Consider the following 15,971-nt stretch of genomic DNA (forward strand, 5'->3'; position numbering starts at 1 on the left):
TAGAAAAACCTGAAGTGAGTATACCCTACCTCAGTAGATAGTTTTAGAGTTCAGGCAATATCTCTTTTATTGATTATCCCGTTTTTTCTACACCTTTTGCCTTAATCACGTTTTTAAACTTGAAAATAGCGTAGCGCTTTTCTTTGTTGAATTTCCCCATGACCCTTACCTTGCTGCCCTCAGAAATCTGGATGCGACCCTTGGTGTAAACACCAACGGTGCTCTCGTCCCCGTCGTGAAGTTTAAAAAGGGTGTAAGGGTCACCAGAGATCGAGGTTGTATATTTTATCTTTTTGACCTCTCCCTCTACTACCACCTCTTTGCCATCATAACTTATTGGGTTCGATACGATTCTCTCGATTGCGCTTTCCTGGTCATCAGCTTTGGCGAAGCCTGGCCAGAGTAAGAGGAAAGTGGCTATAGCTATCAGAGCTAAAAATCTCTTGGTCATTCTTCTATCTCCCTTCTAGATATTCGAAGTTTAAGTTGTGGAACATAAGACCGTAATAATATAAGCAACGATTTCCCGATTTCCACAATTTTTCGTGTTTTTTAAATTTTGGATGTTAGCTACAAGGAAAAGGATTCACGCGGGTGATTACGGCTCTAAGGTTTTTTAAGCGGTAATGAACCGATTTAAACTTCATAAATAACTCGTATTTTTAATATCGATCCAATTTAAGAAGACTGTAGTACCCTAATACCTTGTCTACATAATCTATGGTTTCTGAGTATGGTGGGATTTGAAAACCGTGCCTTATCACCGAACCCTTGCCGGCGTTGTAAGCGGCCAGTGCTAGCCTGAGGTCGCCGCCGAAGTAATTTATCAGGTCTTTCAGGAACCTTATACCCCCGTCTATATTCTCCTCGGGGTCGAAAGGGTTTCTAACCCCATAGTCTTTTGCCGTCTCCGGTATGAGCTGCATCATTCCCATTGCTTTCTTGGGCGAAACTGCAAGTGGGTTGAAATTAGATTCAGCTTTAATTACCGCTTTGACCAGATAAGGGTCAATACCGTGTCTATTACTTGCGATAATAATTTCACTTTCGTAGTCATATTTGGCTTTTTCGAGTCCATTCCTGTTTTCTTTCGACCTGCTCACCACTTTGTATTTGGAGAGCGGGAAAAACGCCCTATAAATTGCGGCCTCGCTCATGTATCCATCATGCTCCTGCTCTCCTGAGTTACCCATATCGCAGCTCAATGTTTCGTATCGGTCTTCTCTTTTGATCATGACCACACAATCTGAGATCTGGGCCAGTACCACCTCTTCGGTGTAAACGAGGTCGATCCTTTCTCCTTCTGCGTATGTCTTGAGCTTGCCGGTATTCAGGTTTTTTATTATTGCTGTCCCGGTATCTTCTTTAACAATCGTACCGAGAAGGGATAGTTCCAAGTTGGATTTGGTGAGGTCCGCTGATAGCAGGTCTTTTCTAATATTTGCCTTTTCTATTTCTAAGCCTTGAGAGCCGTAAGGGTAAACAAATAAAATCCCCAAAAGGATGTTCAATATTATCGGAATATATCTCTTCATGAGTTCTTTATCGAAAAAAAGCTAGATTAACATAATGAATCCTGGGAAAAAGTAAATAACTCCTTAAATACCCCGAAAGAATGGGCTAAAAAACGTGCTTTATCAGTTGTAGTCTATTGGTAATGCCGTATTTGCTGAATATATTCGCCAGGTGGGTCTTTACCGTGTTTTCGCTTATGAAGAGGGTATTGGAGATTTGCTTATTGCTGTAACCTAAAACAATAAGGTTCACAATCTCCTCCTCCCTTCTGGTTAGCTTGGGCTGCAAGCCAGACTTACTTTTCCTCACAGGTATGAGCCGGGTTAAGACATTGGTTATGGAGCTCATCTCCATCCAAATCGAATCTTTGCTTACCGTCCTGATTGCTTGGATTAGATGCTCCTTGTTAGATACATCGGTTAAACACCCGCGCACTCCGGAGGAGATATTCTTTATAACCTCGTCTTCATCGATGGTATGTAGCAATAGAAGCACCTTGGTTTCGGGGCTCTTTTCCCGGATTGAATTCATGAGTTCAGCGATATCCGAGTTGCATATCGCTGCATCGATAAGGAGGACATTGGGCCGGCTCTGCTCGATAGACGGAATAATCTCTTGGTCCGAGGAGGCCTCCGCTATAATCTCAATATCCCTCTCTGGTTCCAGGATCTTACGTATTCCCTCTCGGAATATGGTTGAACAGATTATTATTAGTTTAATTTTTTCAGTTGGTTCCGGTTGCTGAAATTTTTTAGTCCTAGTTTCTAAGAGACCGTTCAACTTTCGAAATGCTAATACCACGCCGGATATATTACCGATGTCATCCCGGATCGGGGCTGCACTCTTTTCGATGAGCACTTCTTTTCCATTCTTGGAAATGAGTATCACCTGATGGCCTCTTATTGGGCTGTTATTCAGCACATTCTTGACCGGGTTTGGCAGGGGGGAACGAGTTTCCTCCGTTATTATTTTGAACACATCGGATATATTTTTACCTAAGGCCTCTTCTTTTTCCCATGCAGTTAAGGATTCAGCCACTGGATTCATGAAAGTTATTACCCCTTCGGTATCGGTGGTAATAACCCCATCGCCTATACTCTTAAGTGTTAGAGCAAGCCACTTCTTTTTCTCTTTTAGTTTTTTATCCACATGATGTTTGTGAAGGGCTATTTCGATGCTTGAACGCATTTCCTTGATTTCGAAGGGTTTATGAATGTAACCGAACGGTTCTGTCATCTTGACCCGTCTTAGTGTCTCTTTATCGGAGTAAGCAGTAAGATATATCACCGGGATGTCGAATCTTGTGTATATTTCCTTGGCTGCCTTGACGCCGTCTATCTTGCCTTTTAGGACAATATCCATTAAAACTAAGTCTGGTCTTATCTCTTCTGCTTTTTGAATAGCCTCCTCTCCTGAAGAGACGATAGCCGGTACGGTGTAGCCTAGGTTTCGGAGCCGGTTTTTTATGTCTCTTGCTACGATTTTTTCATCCTCGACAACGAGTATTCTAGCACTGTCCGCACTTGCCTCCATGCTAAAACTCCTCCAGTGTGGGAATAACCAGCCTAATATACTACAAATTCGATTAAGAATATAGTGGTGTAGGTTCTACAAGTTATTAGCCGCTTCTGTTGAGTATGAACGCTTTTATGATAGACTAGCTCCACCTAAAATAACTTATTAGAGGGCTTATAGATGTTCGACCTATTTAGATCTCCAGCTTTTGATAACGCCGTAGTGTATTACGACCGAGCTTGTGAGCTACTGGGGTTAGAAGACTGGCTCAGAGAAAGGCTCCGCTTTCCCCAAAGAACCCTGGTTGTAAGCTGTCCTATACGCATGGACGAGGGAGAAATAAGGGTATTCACCGGATACCGGGTGCAGCATAATTTAACCCTCGGCCCCTGCAAGGGCGGGGTTCGATACCATCCGGATGTGGACATGGGAGAAGTAGCATCTCTGGCCATGGGTATGAGCTGGAAATGCGGCCTGGCGGAGTTACCATTTGGGGGGGCAAAAGGTGGGGTTTCTGTGGACCCCATGGAACTCTCCTTGGGCGAACTAGAACGCCTTACCCGGAGATATACGGCTGAAATCCTGCCCATAATAGGCCCGAACAAAGATATTCCGGCACCGGATATGGGAACAAACCCACAAACCATGGCTTGGATGATGGATACCTACAGTATGACCGAGGGTTACACGACGCCCGCTGTGGTCACCGGTAAGCCGGTTATTATCGGAGGGTCTCTGGGAAGAGAAGAGGCAACCGGGTTTGGAGTAGCTTACATAGTCGAGGATGCTTTAAGGCATTTTAAGAAAAGCCTACCCGGGGCAAAGGTGGCTATCCAGGGTTTTGGGAATGTGGGAACGTACACTGCACAGAAGCTATCGGAAATGGGCTGCTCCGTCGTTGCGGTAAGCGATATGTATGGGGGAATTTATAATTCATCGGGCCTGCCTGTTCATGAACTGTTAGACCTGGTGAGGCACAAGGGAAGGGTGCAAGAATTTAAACAGTCCGACAAGATAACAAACGATGAACTAATAACCCTCGACTGCGACGTTCTTATTCCGGCGGCCGTAGGAAGGGTAATCACAAAAGAGAACGCCAATAAGCTTAGATGTAAGATGGTTGTGGAAGGGGCGAATGGCCCCACCACTGCCGATGCTGACGACATCCTGGCGGAAAGAGGGATCCCGGTGGTCCCGGATATTCTGGCCAATGCCGGGGGGGTAATCGTTTCATACTACGAATGGGTGCAGGGTCTTCAGGAATATTACTGGTCTAAGGATATGGTCTTTACCGAGCTTCAGAAGCGGATGCGGGGAATGTTTAATAAGGTATCCCATTTTGCCCTGGAAAAAGCGGTTTCACTCCGTATGGCCGCACTCATGTTTGGCATTAACCAGGTCGCTCAAGCAAAGAAGCTCCGTGGTCTTTATCCGTAAATTTCTGAATGTTCGATTCTTAGGTAGGGGCACGCTGCAGCGTGCCCCTAGATTTGTTTGTCAGTAATTCAAAACAACTGTAGAATAACCTCGATGATCCAAAAGATTCCGCGGGCGCTGACGATTGCCGGCTCGGACTCCGGCGGAGGAGCCGGAATTCAGGCCGATTTAAAGACTTTTACAGCACTCCGGGTTTACGGACTCTCGGTGCTTACCTCGATAACCGCTCAAAATACCTTGTCTGTTCTCGGTATCAACGATATACCGCCTGAATTTGTGGAACTGCAGATCGATGCCGTTCTTAGCGACATAGGGGCTGATGCTGTTAAGACTGGGATGCTGTCGAATGAGGGGATAATCCTAGCGGTAACTAAAAAGATTAAACGGTATGGCGTTGAAAACCTGGTTGTAGACCCGGTCATGAGGGCAAAGAGCGGGGATGCGCTTTTGGACCCGGGAGCGGAGGAAGCATTGAAACGAGAGCTTCTTCCCCTAGCCTTGGTCGTTACTCCTAATATTCCGGAAGCGCAGGCTCTTTCAGGGGTAGCAATTTCTTCCTTCGACGATATGAGAGAAGCGGCTGAAAAAATAAAGTCCTTCGGACCTCGGTATGTTTTGATAAAAGGGGGGCACCTTGAATGGGCCAAAGAGGCAGTAGATATTATGTATGATGGAAAAGGATTTGACCTGTTCCAAGCCCCCAGGGTTGAAACCAAGAATACACATGGCACGGGATGCACTTACTCTTCGGCCATTTGCGCAGGGCTGGCGAAGGGGCTCGATGTGCCGGAAGCGGTTAGGCAGGCTAAGCAGTATGTCACCGAGGCTATAATAAGGTCTTTTGGCCTGGGCAAAGGGCATGGGCCATTGAATCACTTTTGGAAGTTCGAACAAGAGAGCCAAAGATGAATACGGTAAAGGAATTGCCACGGAGGTCACAGAGAAAGGGAAGAAAATCTATGCAAAAACTCGGTGTTATCTGTGGCTAGATAATTCTCAAGGAAGGAGTTAACATGGCACATATCATAGACGGCAAAGAGGTCTCACAACACATAAGAAAGGAAGTCGCAAACGAGGTATTAAAACTAAAAGGGGAAAGGGGAATAACCCCTGGGCTGGCGGCAGTTCTGGTGGGGGATAATCCGGCATCGCAAATCTATGTGCGGAACAAGAGAAAAGCTTGTGAGGAGGCTGGAATATATTCAGAGGAGTATAGACTGGCGGAAGAAACTACCGAGGACGAGCTCCTTTCACTTATAATGAGGCTTAACGAAGATAAAAGAATCCATGGAATACTGGTGCAGCTACCCCTTCCCAAGCAGATAAACGAGACCAAAATCCTGCGGTCGGTATCTCCGTTAAAGGATATCGACGGGTTTCATCCGGAAAATGTAGGGTTTCTGGTAGAGGGCAATCCCCGGTTTATTCCCTGCACCCCACACGGCATAATCAAGCTTTTAGACTATTATAAGATTGAAATACAGGGTAAAGAGGCTGTCGTAGTGGGGAGGAGCAATATCGTGGGGAAACCGGTATCGCTTCTTCTGCTACACCGTCATGCCACGGTTACCATTTGCCATTCACGGACTAGACCCCTCGAAGAGGTTACGCGGCGAGCAGACATATTGGTAGCGGCTATGGGGCGTGCTAAATTTATAACCGGAAATATGGTCAAGGAAGGCGTGGCGGTAATAGATGTGGGAATTAATCGACTTGACGATGGGAAGCTGGTGGGGGATGTTGATTTCGAAAGCGTCCGGGAGAAGGCCTCTTATATAACCCCCGTCCCGGGCGGGGTTGGGCCTATGACCATAGCCATGCTTCTCTGGAATACGTTGTCGTCAGCCAGGGATTTTCATGAACTATAGATTTACACCGTTTTCATTTTTTATCGCCTGCAAAAATAACACCCAAGGTGTTCACCCTTCGAACGGGTGAGCGGTTTTTATCCCTCTTTTTATTCAGCGGATGCGTGCGTCCGCTCATGCAGAGCCTGTCGAAGCATGGTGTATCTTAAGGCGTTCGTCCTTCGACTGGGCTCAGGACGACCGGGTTGATTCTTAGAAGAGGTGATTAACATACTGGAACGAGCGTGAAGAATCTTGAATCGTAATGTAGCAATAATCCTTAATTCATATCTACTAATCACTAACAACTATCCGGTAAGATTTCTCCCCATGAGATATGAAATTATCTCACGGTTTCGAAATGACAAAAGGCCGTTTATTCCTGCGATTAACCCTGAACTTGTTGCGATTTAGTCGCCGCTAGAAACCGTTCCTGCTTTAATTTAGATCATCACTCCACATAGTTCCTCAGAACTCCAATTCCCTCGATTTCTACCTCAACTTTATCCCCACTTTTCATGGGACCTATTCCGGCGGGGGTACCGGTGGCGATAATATCCCCGGGTAAAAGGGTCATAACGTGAGAGATAAAGCTTAGGAGCCTTGGCACGCTGAATATGAGATTTGAAGTACTGGAGTGTTGCCTTATTTCTCCGTTGAGGATGGTCGTGATTTTGAGGTTAGCAGGATCAACTTCGGTTTCTATAACCGGGCCGATGGGGGCAAATGTGTCAAAACCCTTTGCCCGTGTATACTGCACGTCTTTTGCCTGAAGATCACGCGCCGTCACATCGTTTATACAGGTGTATCCGAAAACGTATTGATAAGCCTCCCTTTCCTTCACCCAACTTGCTTTCCTCCCAATCACAACGGCCAGTTCTCCCTCGTAGTCAACCCGGGAGGACATGTGTTTTGGATAGATAATCTTATCCTCATGGCCGATAACCGAGGTGCTCGGCTTCATGAAGAGCATCGGTTCTTCCGGGGGGTCTTTTTTCATTTCCTCGGCATGGTCTTTGTAGTTGAGCCCTACTGCTACGATTTTAGTGGGCAGGCACGGAGGGAGTAGTTTTATCTTATCTAGTCGGTGTTCAGCCTTGGCTATCCTGTACTCCCCGAAAATATTACCCTCGACCTCGATAACGCTCTTTCCCTCGAGTAGGCCGAACCCGGTTTTTCCTTCTTCACTTTTAAACCTAAGAAATCGCATTTATCTGCCGCTAAAAGAGGGTTCCCGTTTTTCGAGGAAAGCCCTCATGCCTTCCACTCTGTCCTCAGAGTCAAAACATAGGGATACCAGGGTCTTTTCGAGTAGTAAGGCCTTCTGTAAATCCATCTCCGAGCCAGCGTTTATGGCTGTCTTGGCCATTCTGACTGCTCTCGGTCCTCTCTTGGAAATAATAAGGGCAAGATTCCTGGCCTCTTCCATTACCTTTTCGTGGGGTACGACTTTCTCCACAAGCCCAATTCTCAGTGCCTCTTGGGCGTCTATCATCTCACCGGTGAAAACCAGCTCCTTGGTTTTTCCCAGACCCAAAATCCTGGTCACCCTTTGAGTGCCGCCCCATCCGGGGAATATACCCAGCTTCACCTCTGGAAACCCCAGCTTGGCCCTCTCCGAAGCTATCCTGATGTCACAGGAAAGGGCCAGTTCACATCCCCCTCCTAGCGCATATCCGTTAATTGCGGCTAGGCAAGGGCTTGGGTCATTCTCTATAAGATGATAAACCTTGTGTGCAAGGTCTACGTATTCCTGAAACTCGGTGTCCTTCATCTGGTTCATCTCTGAGATGTCGGCCCCGGCGACAAAGGCTTTATCCCCTGCTCCGGTTATAATCAGGGCCTTAAGGCCTTCTTTAGGAAGGATGTCTTCGAGGAAAAACCGGAGTTCCTTAAGGGTCATCCAGCTTAGCGCATTGAGTACCTTCGGGCGATTTATGGTCAGGATACCTATGTCGTTGGGCTCTCTTTCATAAGTGATAAATTCAAATTCCATGATTCCCCTCCTCAATTATTCGCTTAGCCTATGGTAAGTTATCCAGCCTTAAAAAAGCTTGTCAAATGCATTCAGTATCAAACTTGTCCAAATAGTAGATTGCTTTGCAATGACACCTTCTGTCTTGTCAATGCGAGAGACCCTTCGACGGAGTTTACACTGAGTTTATCGAATGTGCTCCGGGCAGGCCTTGCTTAAAACGTGTGAGTATAAGGTTAAGTGGGAATACACCGATCTGTCATTCCCGCGGAAGCGGGAATCCAATCTTTAATTATAGATTCCCGATTAAAAGATTTCGGGAATGACAAAGTGGATGGATCCCCGATTAATCCAGTCCCCAAATGTTTTTATTGGTGAACATTCGGGAATGACAACCAGGATGGATCTCTGATTCAGCTTGTCCCCGCGTATGCGGAGAACAGGAATCCACCGATCTGTCATTCCCGCGGAAGCGGGAATCCAGTATTGTAATTCCGGAGCCCCGATCGATCCCCCGGTTTGCCCTGGAGACCTGGCTCAGGACTGGCGGGTTTTGTTTTTAAAGCTTTTACTGCAGATATACATCCGCTCATTCTGAGCATCGTCGAAGGATGAATTAAGAGTGAATTAAAGCGAGAGGGGTTCATTCTTCGACTCGCCTGTAGTGAGCATGTCGAACTACTCAGAATGAACGGGTTTTGTTTCATAAAGCCTTTTGAGCGAATAGGCTACAGGTACACTCTCAATACTTTACCTCTTTGAGGAAAAGTCCCCAAGGCGGAGCAGAGCGCACGAAATGTGTCTTCTCGCCCGTTTCCAGAATTCTCTTAAAATCCTGGATATCGATTTTACCTTTTCCCACGTGTACAAGTGTTCCTACTATTAAACGAACCATACCCTTGAGAAACCCGTTAGCCTCTATGTGAAACTCGATAATGGAATCGTGTTTTTCATCCAGGCCTACGGTCAAGACCGTGCGTACCTTGGTTTTTACATTAGTTTTGGATAACGCGAAGGCACTAAAATCGTGCCGGCCTAAGAGCATCTGGGCGGCTTTTTTCATTTTGGATTTATCTAGCTTAACCGGGATAAACCAGGCTCTTTGTCTTTCTAGTGCCGATGGGAAGGGGCTATTCAAGATTCTATAAGCATATACCTTGCTTTTTGCGTCTAGCTGGGCGTGGAAGTGGATGTCCACCTCTTCGGCTTCCTTAATCACTATATCTTTTGGTAAGGAAGAGTTAAGCGCTTTCTGGAATTGAGAAGGGGTCATTTTAGTCTCGGTCTTGAAATTTGCCACTTGCGCCAGTGCATGTACCCCGGAATCTGTCCTGCCCGAGCCGATAACATTTATTTTCTCCTTGGTGATCTTTTCCAGGGCCTTTTCTATGCACTCTTGTATCGTCTGGCCTTGGGGTTGTCTCTGCCATCCTAAATAATTCGTGCCGTCGTATTCTATGATGAGTTTTATGTTGCGCATTTCCGTAAATTCGTGGAAATTTGACCGCAAATCAGCACGATTAGAAAAATGGGTTTCAGTTTCGAGTTGACGAGTTTGCGGGTTGACGGGTTAAACTTCTAACCAGCAAACCTGATAGCAAGTAAACAATAACAACACATTTGTGTCCATTCGTGCTAATTCGTGGCTGTATAACCTAATTTTTTCTTTTCTCAAACTTTATCCTCGGGTCGAGGAGGGTATAGCAGATATCCACGATTAAATTGGCTAGGACGAGTATTAACGTGTAAACAATGGTTATTCCCATGACCAGCGGGTAGTCCCTGTTTGAAACCGCAAATACGAAAAATCTTCCCATTCCCGGGATCGCAAATATATGCTCTACCACGAATGACCCGGTGACCAGATAAGCGGTGATCGGCCCCAACACGGTTACTACTGGAATAAGTGCATTTCTCAGGATGTGCTTTACCACCACCTTTACTTCACCCAGTCCTTTAGCCCTGGCCGTTTTTACGAATGGCGCTTGGGAGGTTTCCAGCATACTGGCCCTTATCAAGCGGGTAAGATAGGCGGTGGGCCCCGCCGCTAGGGTCAACCCGGGGAGTACAAGGTGTTCCAGCCTTCCCCATAGGGCGGCCGGGAACAAGCCCAGTTTCACCGAGAATAGGTATATTAGAATGGCGCCCACTACGAAGTTGGGGACGGAGACCAGTGCGGTTGCTACGGAGAAGGAAAGAAAATCCAAGAACCCTCTAGGCCGGGTTGACGAGAGTATCCCCAGGGTCGTCCCCACTCCTATCGTGATTAAAAGCGCGACAATCCCCAGGGTGACCGAGACGGGGAGGGTCTCTTTAATGATCTCGTTCACCGAGCGGTCGACGTATTTGTAGGAAGGACCTAAGTCCCCTCGAACCAGGTTTTTCAGGTAAATTCCATATTGCTTTAATATTGGTTCGTTAAGCCTATATTTTTCTTCTATGTTTTTTTGAATTTGGGGAGGAAGCTTCTTTTCCGTGTCGAAGGGGCCGCCGGGCAGGGCCCTTAATAGAAAGAAGGTGAATGTGGCTACTACGAAAACAACTGAAGACCCGGTAAAGGCGCGACTAAGTATGAATTTGAACATTCATCGAAAAAGCCCTTTTTAAGCTCCCTTCCTCACCACGAAGGTTCTCTTCGAGAATACATCCTTGGCGTTCTTTGCATAAACCGTTACCGAATTAATCCCATCGGCTAGCTTTACCGGTATGGAGATGGGCACATCCTTTCCCTGGGACGGCAGCAATTCCACCTTATCGTCCCCCACGAAGATTGAGACCAGTTGAATTCCGTACTCATCCCTTATAGCTCCGCTCAGGTTTATTTGGTCGGAATTGGTATGAAGCGGGGGGTTGGCTAAATTTATAGTAGGTGGCTTTTGAAAAACCTCGGTAAAACCGGAGTCGCTGGGGAGTACCTGGGAATCCGCGAAGACGACGTCGTCCTTACTCACCCAGCCGGTTAGTTTTTCGCCAAGTTTGAGTTTTAGCCAGCCTTCGCTCTCTACCGTGCTCGTAAAAACCGAGCCTTTTTCGGATACAGCGATAATCGGAGCTTCGATAAAGCTTCCTCCTCTTATCGGCGCCTTATCCCTGGAGACTATGACTACCCGTGAGCTGGCCGGGAACCGTACTTGGCCGCTTTTTTCGGGGATTTGTACCTTACTGGTTAGCCCTTCCCTCAAAACTTCATCCAACATCTGAAGCTCCATGTTAATTAAGCTGTCCGGCTTTTTAGCGCTGAATGTTAAGACCTCCTCTTTTATTTCGCCGGGGTTAAGGTTCTTAAACTGTACCCTGCCCCTTTTCAGGAACGCTTTATCACCGGAGAGATTTTTAAGCGATAAAACCCCCTCCTCTGCCGTTCCCTTTCCAATGTTTTTTATCCTGACTAAAAGCGCTATGGTCTCTCCCACCTCCGGGATTCCGTCTCCGTTTCCCTCGGAGCCGTGCCTTCCGTCGTCTATGACCTGGTAATTGAAGGCAAAGATTGGCCTGGGAAGCTCCTCTATTACCGCCTCAAACTTGGAATCGGGAAAGGCAGTATTGTATGCATCCTTGAACTCAAGGGTGATTTCGGCTTCCCTGGTCAGAACCCACCTGGGGATTTCAAATGTTACGCTCCACTTTCTTTTCTCTCCAGGATTTAGTCTCCCAAAGGTAAACTCCTTGCCGTTGAATATCTCGTCCTCGGATTTGGTTATGGCGTTTAGCCGGTAAATAGTCGCCGGCCCGGTATTTTCCACCTCGGCTGTAACCGTAAGCTGGTCCCCCGCCTTAGCCCTAAGAACGCCTGGCTCCAGTTTGACGTCGAGGGTAGAAGCCCCTGGAAATGCCCCGTCCAGTGACCAGTCCACCCCTATCTCCTGCCACATTTCCTCTATCTTTCTTTCTTCATCCTTGGAGATTCGGTGTATTTTATCCTGCGCCTCCCCGAGCATCTTTTCCCTGGCTACCGAGTCGGAGGAGCGGATAATTTCTTTGGCCAGGGTTACATAGAAATCGTTCTCGATTTTTTTCCTTCTCTCTTGGCGGCTGAGGGCTTCTTCCGGAGTCTCCTCGTCCGGGTCAGTAACCGGCTCCTGGGTCTCCAGGTAGCTGATTGTGTAGACTGGTTTATCGGTTGTTTCCTTTTGTCCGTTTGACTTTTCGCGCTGCTCGTTCTCGGGAGGGGAACCGAGGGCGATTTCCCTGGAAATAACCGCCGGTTGAATACCGATATCCGGTGTAATTCCTATATCTTGTATGGAAATATCGCCCGGTGTGAGATAATGGGCAATGGTCAACTTGAGCGCGGAGCCGTCGTTAAGGTCGAATATTTGCTGGACCGAACCTTTGCCGAATGTCCTCTGCCCGATGACTACCCCCCGGTCGTTGTTCTTTATAGCCCCGGCCACGATCTCCGATGCGCTGGCGCTGCCCGAGTCTACGAGGACGACTATCCTTCCGCTGAAATCATAATCTTCATGCTGTGCATAGTATGGTTTTTTTGAATTTCCAATCTCAGTGGTTACTACAACCCCGCTCTTTAGAAATAGGTCTGAAATTCTTTCCGCCTGGTCCAAAAGCCCTCCTGGATTTCCTCTGAGGTCGAGTATGAGTCCCTTCAAAGTGCCGTTCTTGGCGAAGTCCTTAAGGGTATCCTGCAGGTTGGATAGGGTGTTTTTCTGAAAGTCCCTTATTTTAACGTATATGATACCGTCATTAAGATTGAAGGCTTCTACGCTTTGGATGTTAATGGTGTCTCTGACGATGGAGAATCTTTTTGGTTCAGGAAGGCCTTCCCTGTGGATATGGATGTTCACCACGCTGCCTTTCGGCCCCCTGAGCTTTCCCACCGCCTCGATGAGAGACATGTTTACCGTGGATTCATCCTCGATCTGGACAATCCGGTCGTTGGGTTTTATCCCGACCCGGTAAGCCGGCGTTCCTTCGATCGGGGCGATGACGGTTAGATTCCCGTCCCTGATTCCTATGACTATACCCAGGCCGCCAAAGCTGCCCTCGGTTTCGATGGTGAATTCCTGATAAACCTGGGGGGTAATTATCCCGGAATAAGGGTCAAGGGTCTTGAGCATCTCATCGGTTACGGCGTACTCTACGTCAATGGCCGTAGGTTCTTTGGAGACCCGGCGGGGCATGACGAAACGAAAAACCTCCTCCACTTTATCGGCGGCGCTATCCAGGTCGACGACATCGGTCATGGTAAAGGTCTTTTCTTCACCCATCACCCGGACGACGAAAGTAGGGCTGTTCTCTCCATCCGGAAAGCTGACCAGCACCTCGTCGAGGGTTCTTTCCAATTTGTTGAGCCCGTTGACCAGCATAGCCCGGGGGTTTATAGCCGGTTGATCCACATAGTATCTTTTCACATAACGCATGGTCAGGGGAAGAATGTTTACATTGCCGCCCTGGCCTGATTCTTTTTCAGAGTTTTGAAGCCTGGGCGAGAGAAATAAAAGGTAAACCAGGAGGAGAAAAACAAAAAAAATAAATCGGTTTCTCCTTATTAGATTGGACATTATTTGCAAGATTTTTTACCCCTCAAGCGCTTTGGTTCTCTGACAGTAGATTATTATCTTAATTGAATGGATTTATCAAATCAAATCTGACTTGAGGATTTCTTTTACCTTCTCCACAACGCCCCCTATTCTCACCGGCCTGGTGATAACGTGCTTGAACCCGGCCTTTTCAAGCCCTATGGCTTTCCTCTTGCCGCCAGCCGCTATTATTAAGATTGGAATCGATGAGGCGTGCTCAGAAAGAATCTTGATGTCCCGAGTTGGGTCATCTTGGGATTGATTGTCGTATATTATGATTGCCGGTATTATTCTCTTATCGGAAATCCAGTCGAGTCCTTCGTTCAATGTCTCAACGGCCAGGGTTCTGATCCCCTCCTCTAGAAGCTGGGCCCGGAGAAAAGCCCTTTCCCGCCAATCCTTCATTATCAATATCGCCGCACGTGTTTTCATGAGGAAACTATGACAATTATACTTCTTCCAACTGATCCAAAATAGGAGATTCCTTCGCAATGACACCTTGGGTCTTGTTATTGCGAAGAGCCATTCGGCCCTTCGACGGAGTTTACACTGAGTTTATCGAATGTGCTCAGGGCTGGCCTTGCTTAAAACGTTTGAGTATAAGTGAGAATCCACCAATCTGTCATTCCCGCGCAACTTGTCCTCGACCATGATCGGGGAGCGGGAATCCGTCCACCTGTCATTCCCACGCAAGTGGGAATCCATTGTTTAATTATGGATCCCCGATTAATCTTGTCCCCGCATGTGTCTGGCGGGGAACATTCGGGGATGACAACCAGGGGGATCCCCCGGTTAAAACGGGGGACGGGGATGACATGCGGAGAGGAACCTCGCTTGATCTCTCGGTTTAACCGGGGTACAGGCATGACCGGAAGACTACTGTCATTCCCGTGGAAGCGGGAATCCAGTTTTTCAAAAAATGGATCCCCGATTCGATAAAATTCAGTGTGTACTCCATCGTAGGGATAAACTACGACGAAGTAGAACATGAGTAATCTTTTGACGAGTTCGCCCTTCCCCCGGTTAAACCAGGGGACCTGGCTCAGGACGAACGGGCTTTTATTTCATAAAGCCTTTACAGCGGATATACATCTGCTCATTCCTTCATTGCACTCACCCTTCGTCTCCGCTCAGGGTGAAGTGGTATTAGAATGAGCTTGCCCTTCCTTCATGGTGAGCGGAGTCGAACCATGAGCCTTTCGCCTCCGCTCAAAGCCTGTCCTGAACCTGCTGAGGGCATAAACTCCGTCGAACCATGGGCCCATCGGTAAACTCTGAGCCTGTCGAAGGATGTAGTTTCTTGACGAGTTCTATCAACTTACTACTCAAGGCGAAAGGCATCATTAAGGTGCTGAATTGCGCTTTGCATCAGATCGCTTTAAGGAGCTCACCCAGCGCGTTCGAGCGCTTCGCAATCGCAAAGTGAAGCAAGTCATTATTCCTTTTTTCGTATACTAATCTAAGCTAGGGGTTGGAAAAAATGGAAAAAAAGGGCCTTGTGTGTTACCTTTTTAATACGAAGAGGGTTTAAATCTAAGGGTACTAAACTGTCCAAGGAGGACTCTAATGAAAAAAAGCGTAGTTTCAATGTGTATGGTTATAAGTCTGGTGGTTTCTACAATGGGCTCATCTGCTTTTTTATCTTCCTGTGCCACCAGCCAGCGTACCTATGAGGGTGCCGGGGTAGGCGCTGCGCTCGGCTCCGTGGCCGGGCTTTTGATCGATGACGACAACAGATGGCGGGGCGCTGTAATCGGTGGTTTGATCGGCGCTGCTGTTGGCGGTACGGTCACCGAGATATCCCAAAGGGCGGCGCGCGAGGCTGCATATGAAGGACGGCCGGTTGCTTATCAGAGTACAGATGGGTTCCAGAGGGTGGAAGCTACACCGGTAGGTTATGATGCGAGTACCAAGTGTCATAAAGTTCGGGAGAGGGTGTGGCAGGATGGCCAGCTAGTAAAGGATGAAGTAAGAGAGGTATGTGAGTCCGACAGGGTAGAGCCGGGATATAATTATTAGTGATTATTTAGCCACGGAGAACATAGAGACTTCGCTAAGATCAGTCGAGCATTCAAGAATTTTTCTTTGAGCTATTAAAGCCAGAGAGATTAAACACATCTTTCTGGCTTTTTATTTGCCCCGTGA

Annotated in this window: 14 protein-coding genes; 5 read left to right on the forward strand and 9 right to left on the reverse strand. The window is 47.3% G+C overall.

The annotated features are described in order from the left end of the window. Positions 1 to 73: 73 nt before the first annotated feature. From VNN20_08490 to VNN20_08500, 3 genes are all read right to left on the reverse strand, one after another. Entirely contained in the window at positions 74 to 451 is a 378-nt protein-coding gene (locus VNN20_08490; GenBank protein HWP92218.1) for a hypothetical protein, read from the reverse strand. Positions 452 to 662: 211 nt separating this feature from the next. Beyond that, entirely contained in the window at positions 663 to 1,535 is an 873-nt protein-coding gene (locus VNN20_08495; GenBank protein HWP92219.1) for a transglycosylase SLT domain-containing protein, read from the reverse strand. Positions 1,536 to 1,620: 85 nt separating this feature from the next. Beyond that, positions 1,621 to 3,048 carry a response regulator gene (locus tag VNN20_08500; protein HWP92220.1) on the reverse strand — a complete coding sequence of 476 codons (1,428 nt, stop codon included), beginning with the start codon at positions 3,046 to 3,048 and terminating at the stop codon, positions 1,621 to 1,623. A 162-nt stretch (positions 3,049 to 3,210) separates the two neighbouring features. Between VNN20_08500 and VNN20_08505 the strand changes: the two genes are divergently transcribed. The 3 genes from VNN20_08505 (at position 3,211) to folD (ending at position 6,335) form a co-directional block, all read left to right on the forward strand. Beyond that, a complete protein-coding gene (locus VNN20_08505) occupies positions 3,211 to 4,467 on the forward strand; it encodes a Glu/Leu/Phe/Val dehydrogenase (GenBank protein ID HWP92221.1) in 1,257 nt (418 codons plus the stop codon). A 93-nt stretch (positions 4,468 to 4,560) separates the two neighbouring features. Continuing rightward, a complete protein-coding gene (gene thiD, locus VNN20_08510; protein ID HWP92222.1) occupies positions 4,561 to 5,376 on the forward strand; it encodes a bifunctional hydroxymethylpyrimidine kinase/phosphomethylpyrimidine kinase in 816 nt (271 codons plus the stop codon). A gap of 104 nt (positions 5,377 to 5,480) precedes the next feature. Further along, positions 5,481 to 6,335, forward strand: a complete 855-nt coding sequence (gene folD, locus VNN20_08515; protein HWP92223.1) for a bifunctional methylenetetrahydrofolate dehydrogenase/methenyltetrahydrofolate cyclohydrolase FolD — start codon at positions 5,481 to 5,483, stop codon at positions 6,333 to 6,335. Positions 6,336 to 6,765: 430 nt separating this feature from the next. Here the strand turns inward: folD and VNN20_08520 are convergent, their stop codons facing one another. The 6 genes from VNN20_08520 to VNN20_08545 form a co-directional block, all read right to left on the reverse strand. Then, the gene (locus VNN20_08520) at positions 6,766 to 7,524 is read right to left on the reverse strand and encodes a fumarylacetoacetate hydrolase family protein (GenBank protein HWP92224.1); all 759 of its coding nucleotides are present in this window, start codon (positions 7,522 to 7,524) and stop codon (positions 6,766 to 6,768) included. After that, a complete protein-coding gene (locus VNN20_08525; protein HWP92225.1) occupies positions 7,525 to 8,310 on the reverse strand; it encodes an enoyl-CoA hydratase-related protein in 786 nt (261 codons plus the stop codon). Between the two features lie 721 nt (positions 8,311 to 9,031). Further along, positions 9,032 to 9,769 (reverse strand): tRNA pseudouridine(38-40) synthase TruA, encoded by a 738-nt coding sequence (truA, locus tag VNN20_08530; GenBank protein ID HWP92226.1) that lies wholly within the window; start codon positions 9,767 to 9,769, stop codon positions 9,032 to 9,034. 175 nt (positions 9,770 to 9,944) lie between these two features. Then, the gene (locus VNN20_08535; GenBank protein HWP92227.1) at positions 9,945 to 10,874 is read right to left on the reverse strand and encodes an ABC transporter permease; all 930 of its coding nucleotides are present in this window, start codon (positions 10,872 to 10,874) and stop codon (positions 9,945 to 9,947) included. Positions 10,875 to 10,892: 18 nt separating this feature from the next. Further along, positions 10,893 to 13,808: an MXAN_5808 family serine peptidase gene (locus VNN20_08540; GenBank protein ID HWP92228.1), complete on the reverse strand. Its 2,916-nt coding sequence runs from the start codon at positions 13,806 to 13,808 to the stop codon at positions 10,893 to 10,895. A 75-nt stretch (positions 13,809 to 13,883) separates the two neighbouring features. Further along, positions 13,884 to 14,258, reverse strand: a complete 375-nt coding sequence (locus VNN20_08545; GenBank protein ID HWP92229.1) for a hypothetical protein — start codon at positions 14,256 to 14,258, stop codon at positions 13,884 to 13,886. Positions 14,259 to 14,813: 555 nt separating this feature from the next. Between VNN20_08545 and VNN20_08550 the strand changes: the two genes are divergently transcribed. Together VNN20_08550 and VNN20_08555 are read left to right on the forward strand one after the other, a co-directional pair. After that, positions 14,814 to 14,981: a hypothetical protein gene (locus VNN20_08550; GenBank protein ID HWP92230.1), complete on the forward strand. Its 168-nt coding sequence runs from the start codon at positions 14,814 to 14,816 to the stop codon at positions 14,979 to 14,981. A 411-nt stretch (positions 14,982 to 15,392) separates the two neighbouring features. Beyond that, positions 15,393 to 15,845, forward strand: a complete 453-nt coding sequence (locus VNN20_08555) for a YMGG-like glycine zipper-containing protein (GenBank protein HWP92231.1) — start codon at positions 15,393 to 15,395, stop codon at positions 15,843 to 15,845. The last annotated feature ends 126 nt before the right edge of the window (positions 15,846 to 15,971 follow it).

Source organism: Thermodesulfobacteriota bacterium, from assembly GCA_035559815.1.
Taxonomy (GTDB): domain Bacteria; phylum Desulfobacterota_D; class UBA1144; order Nemesobacterales; family CSP1-2; genus DATMAT01.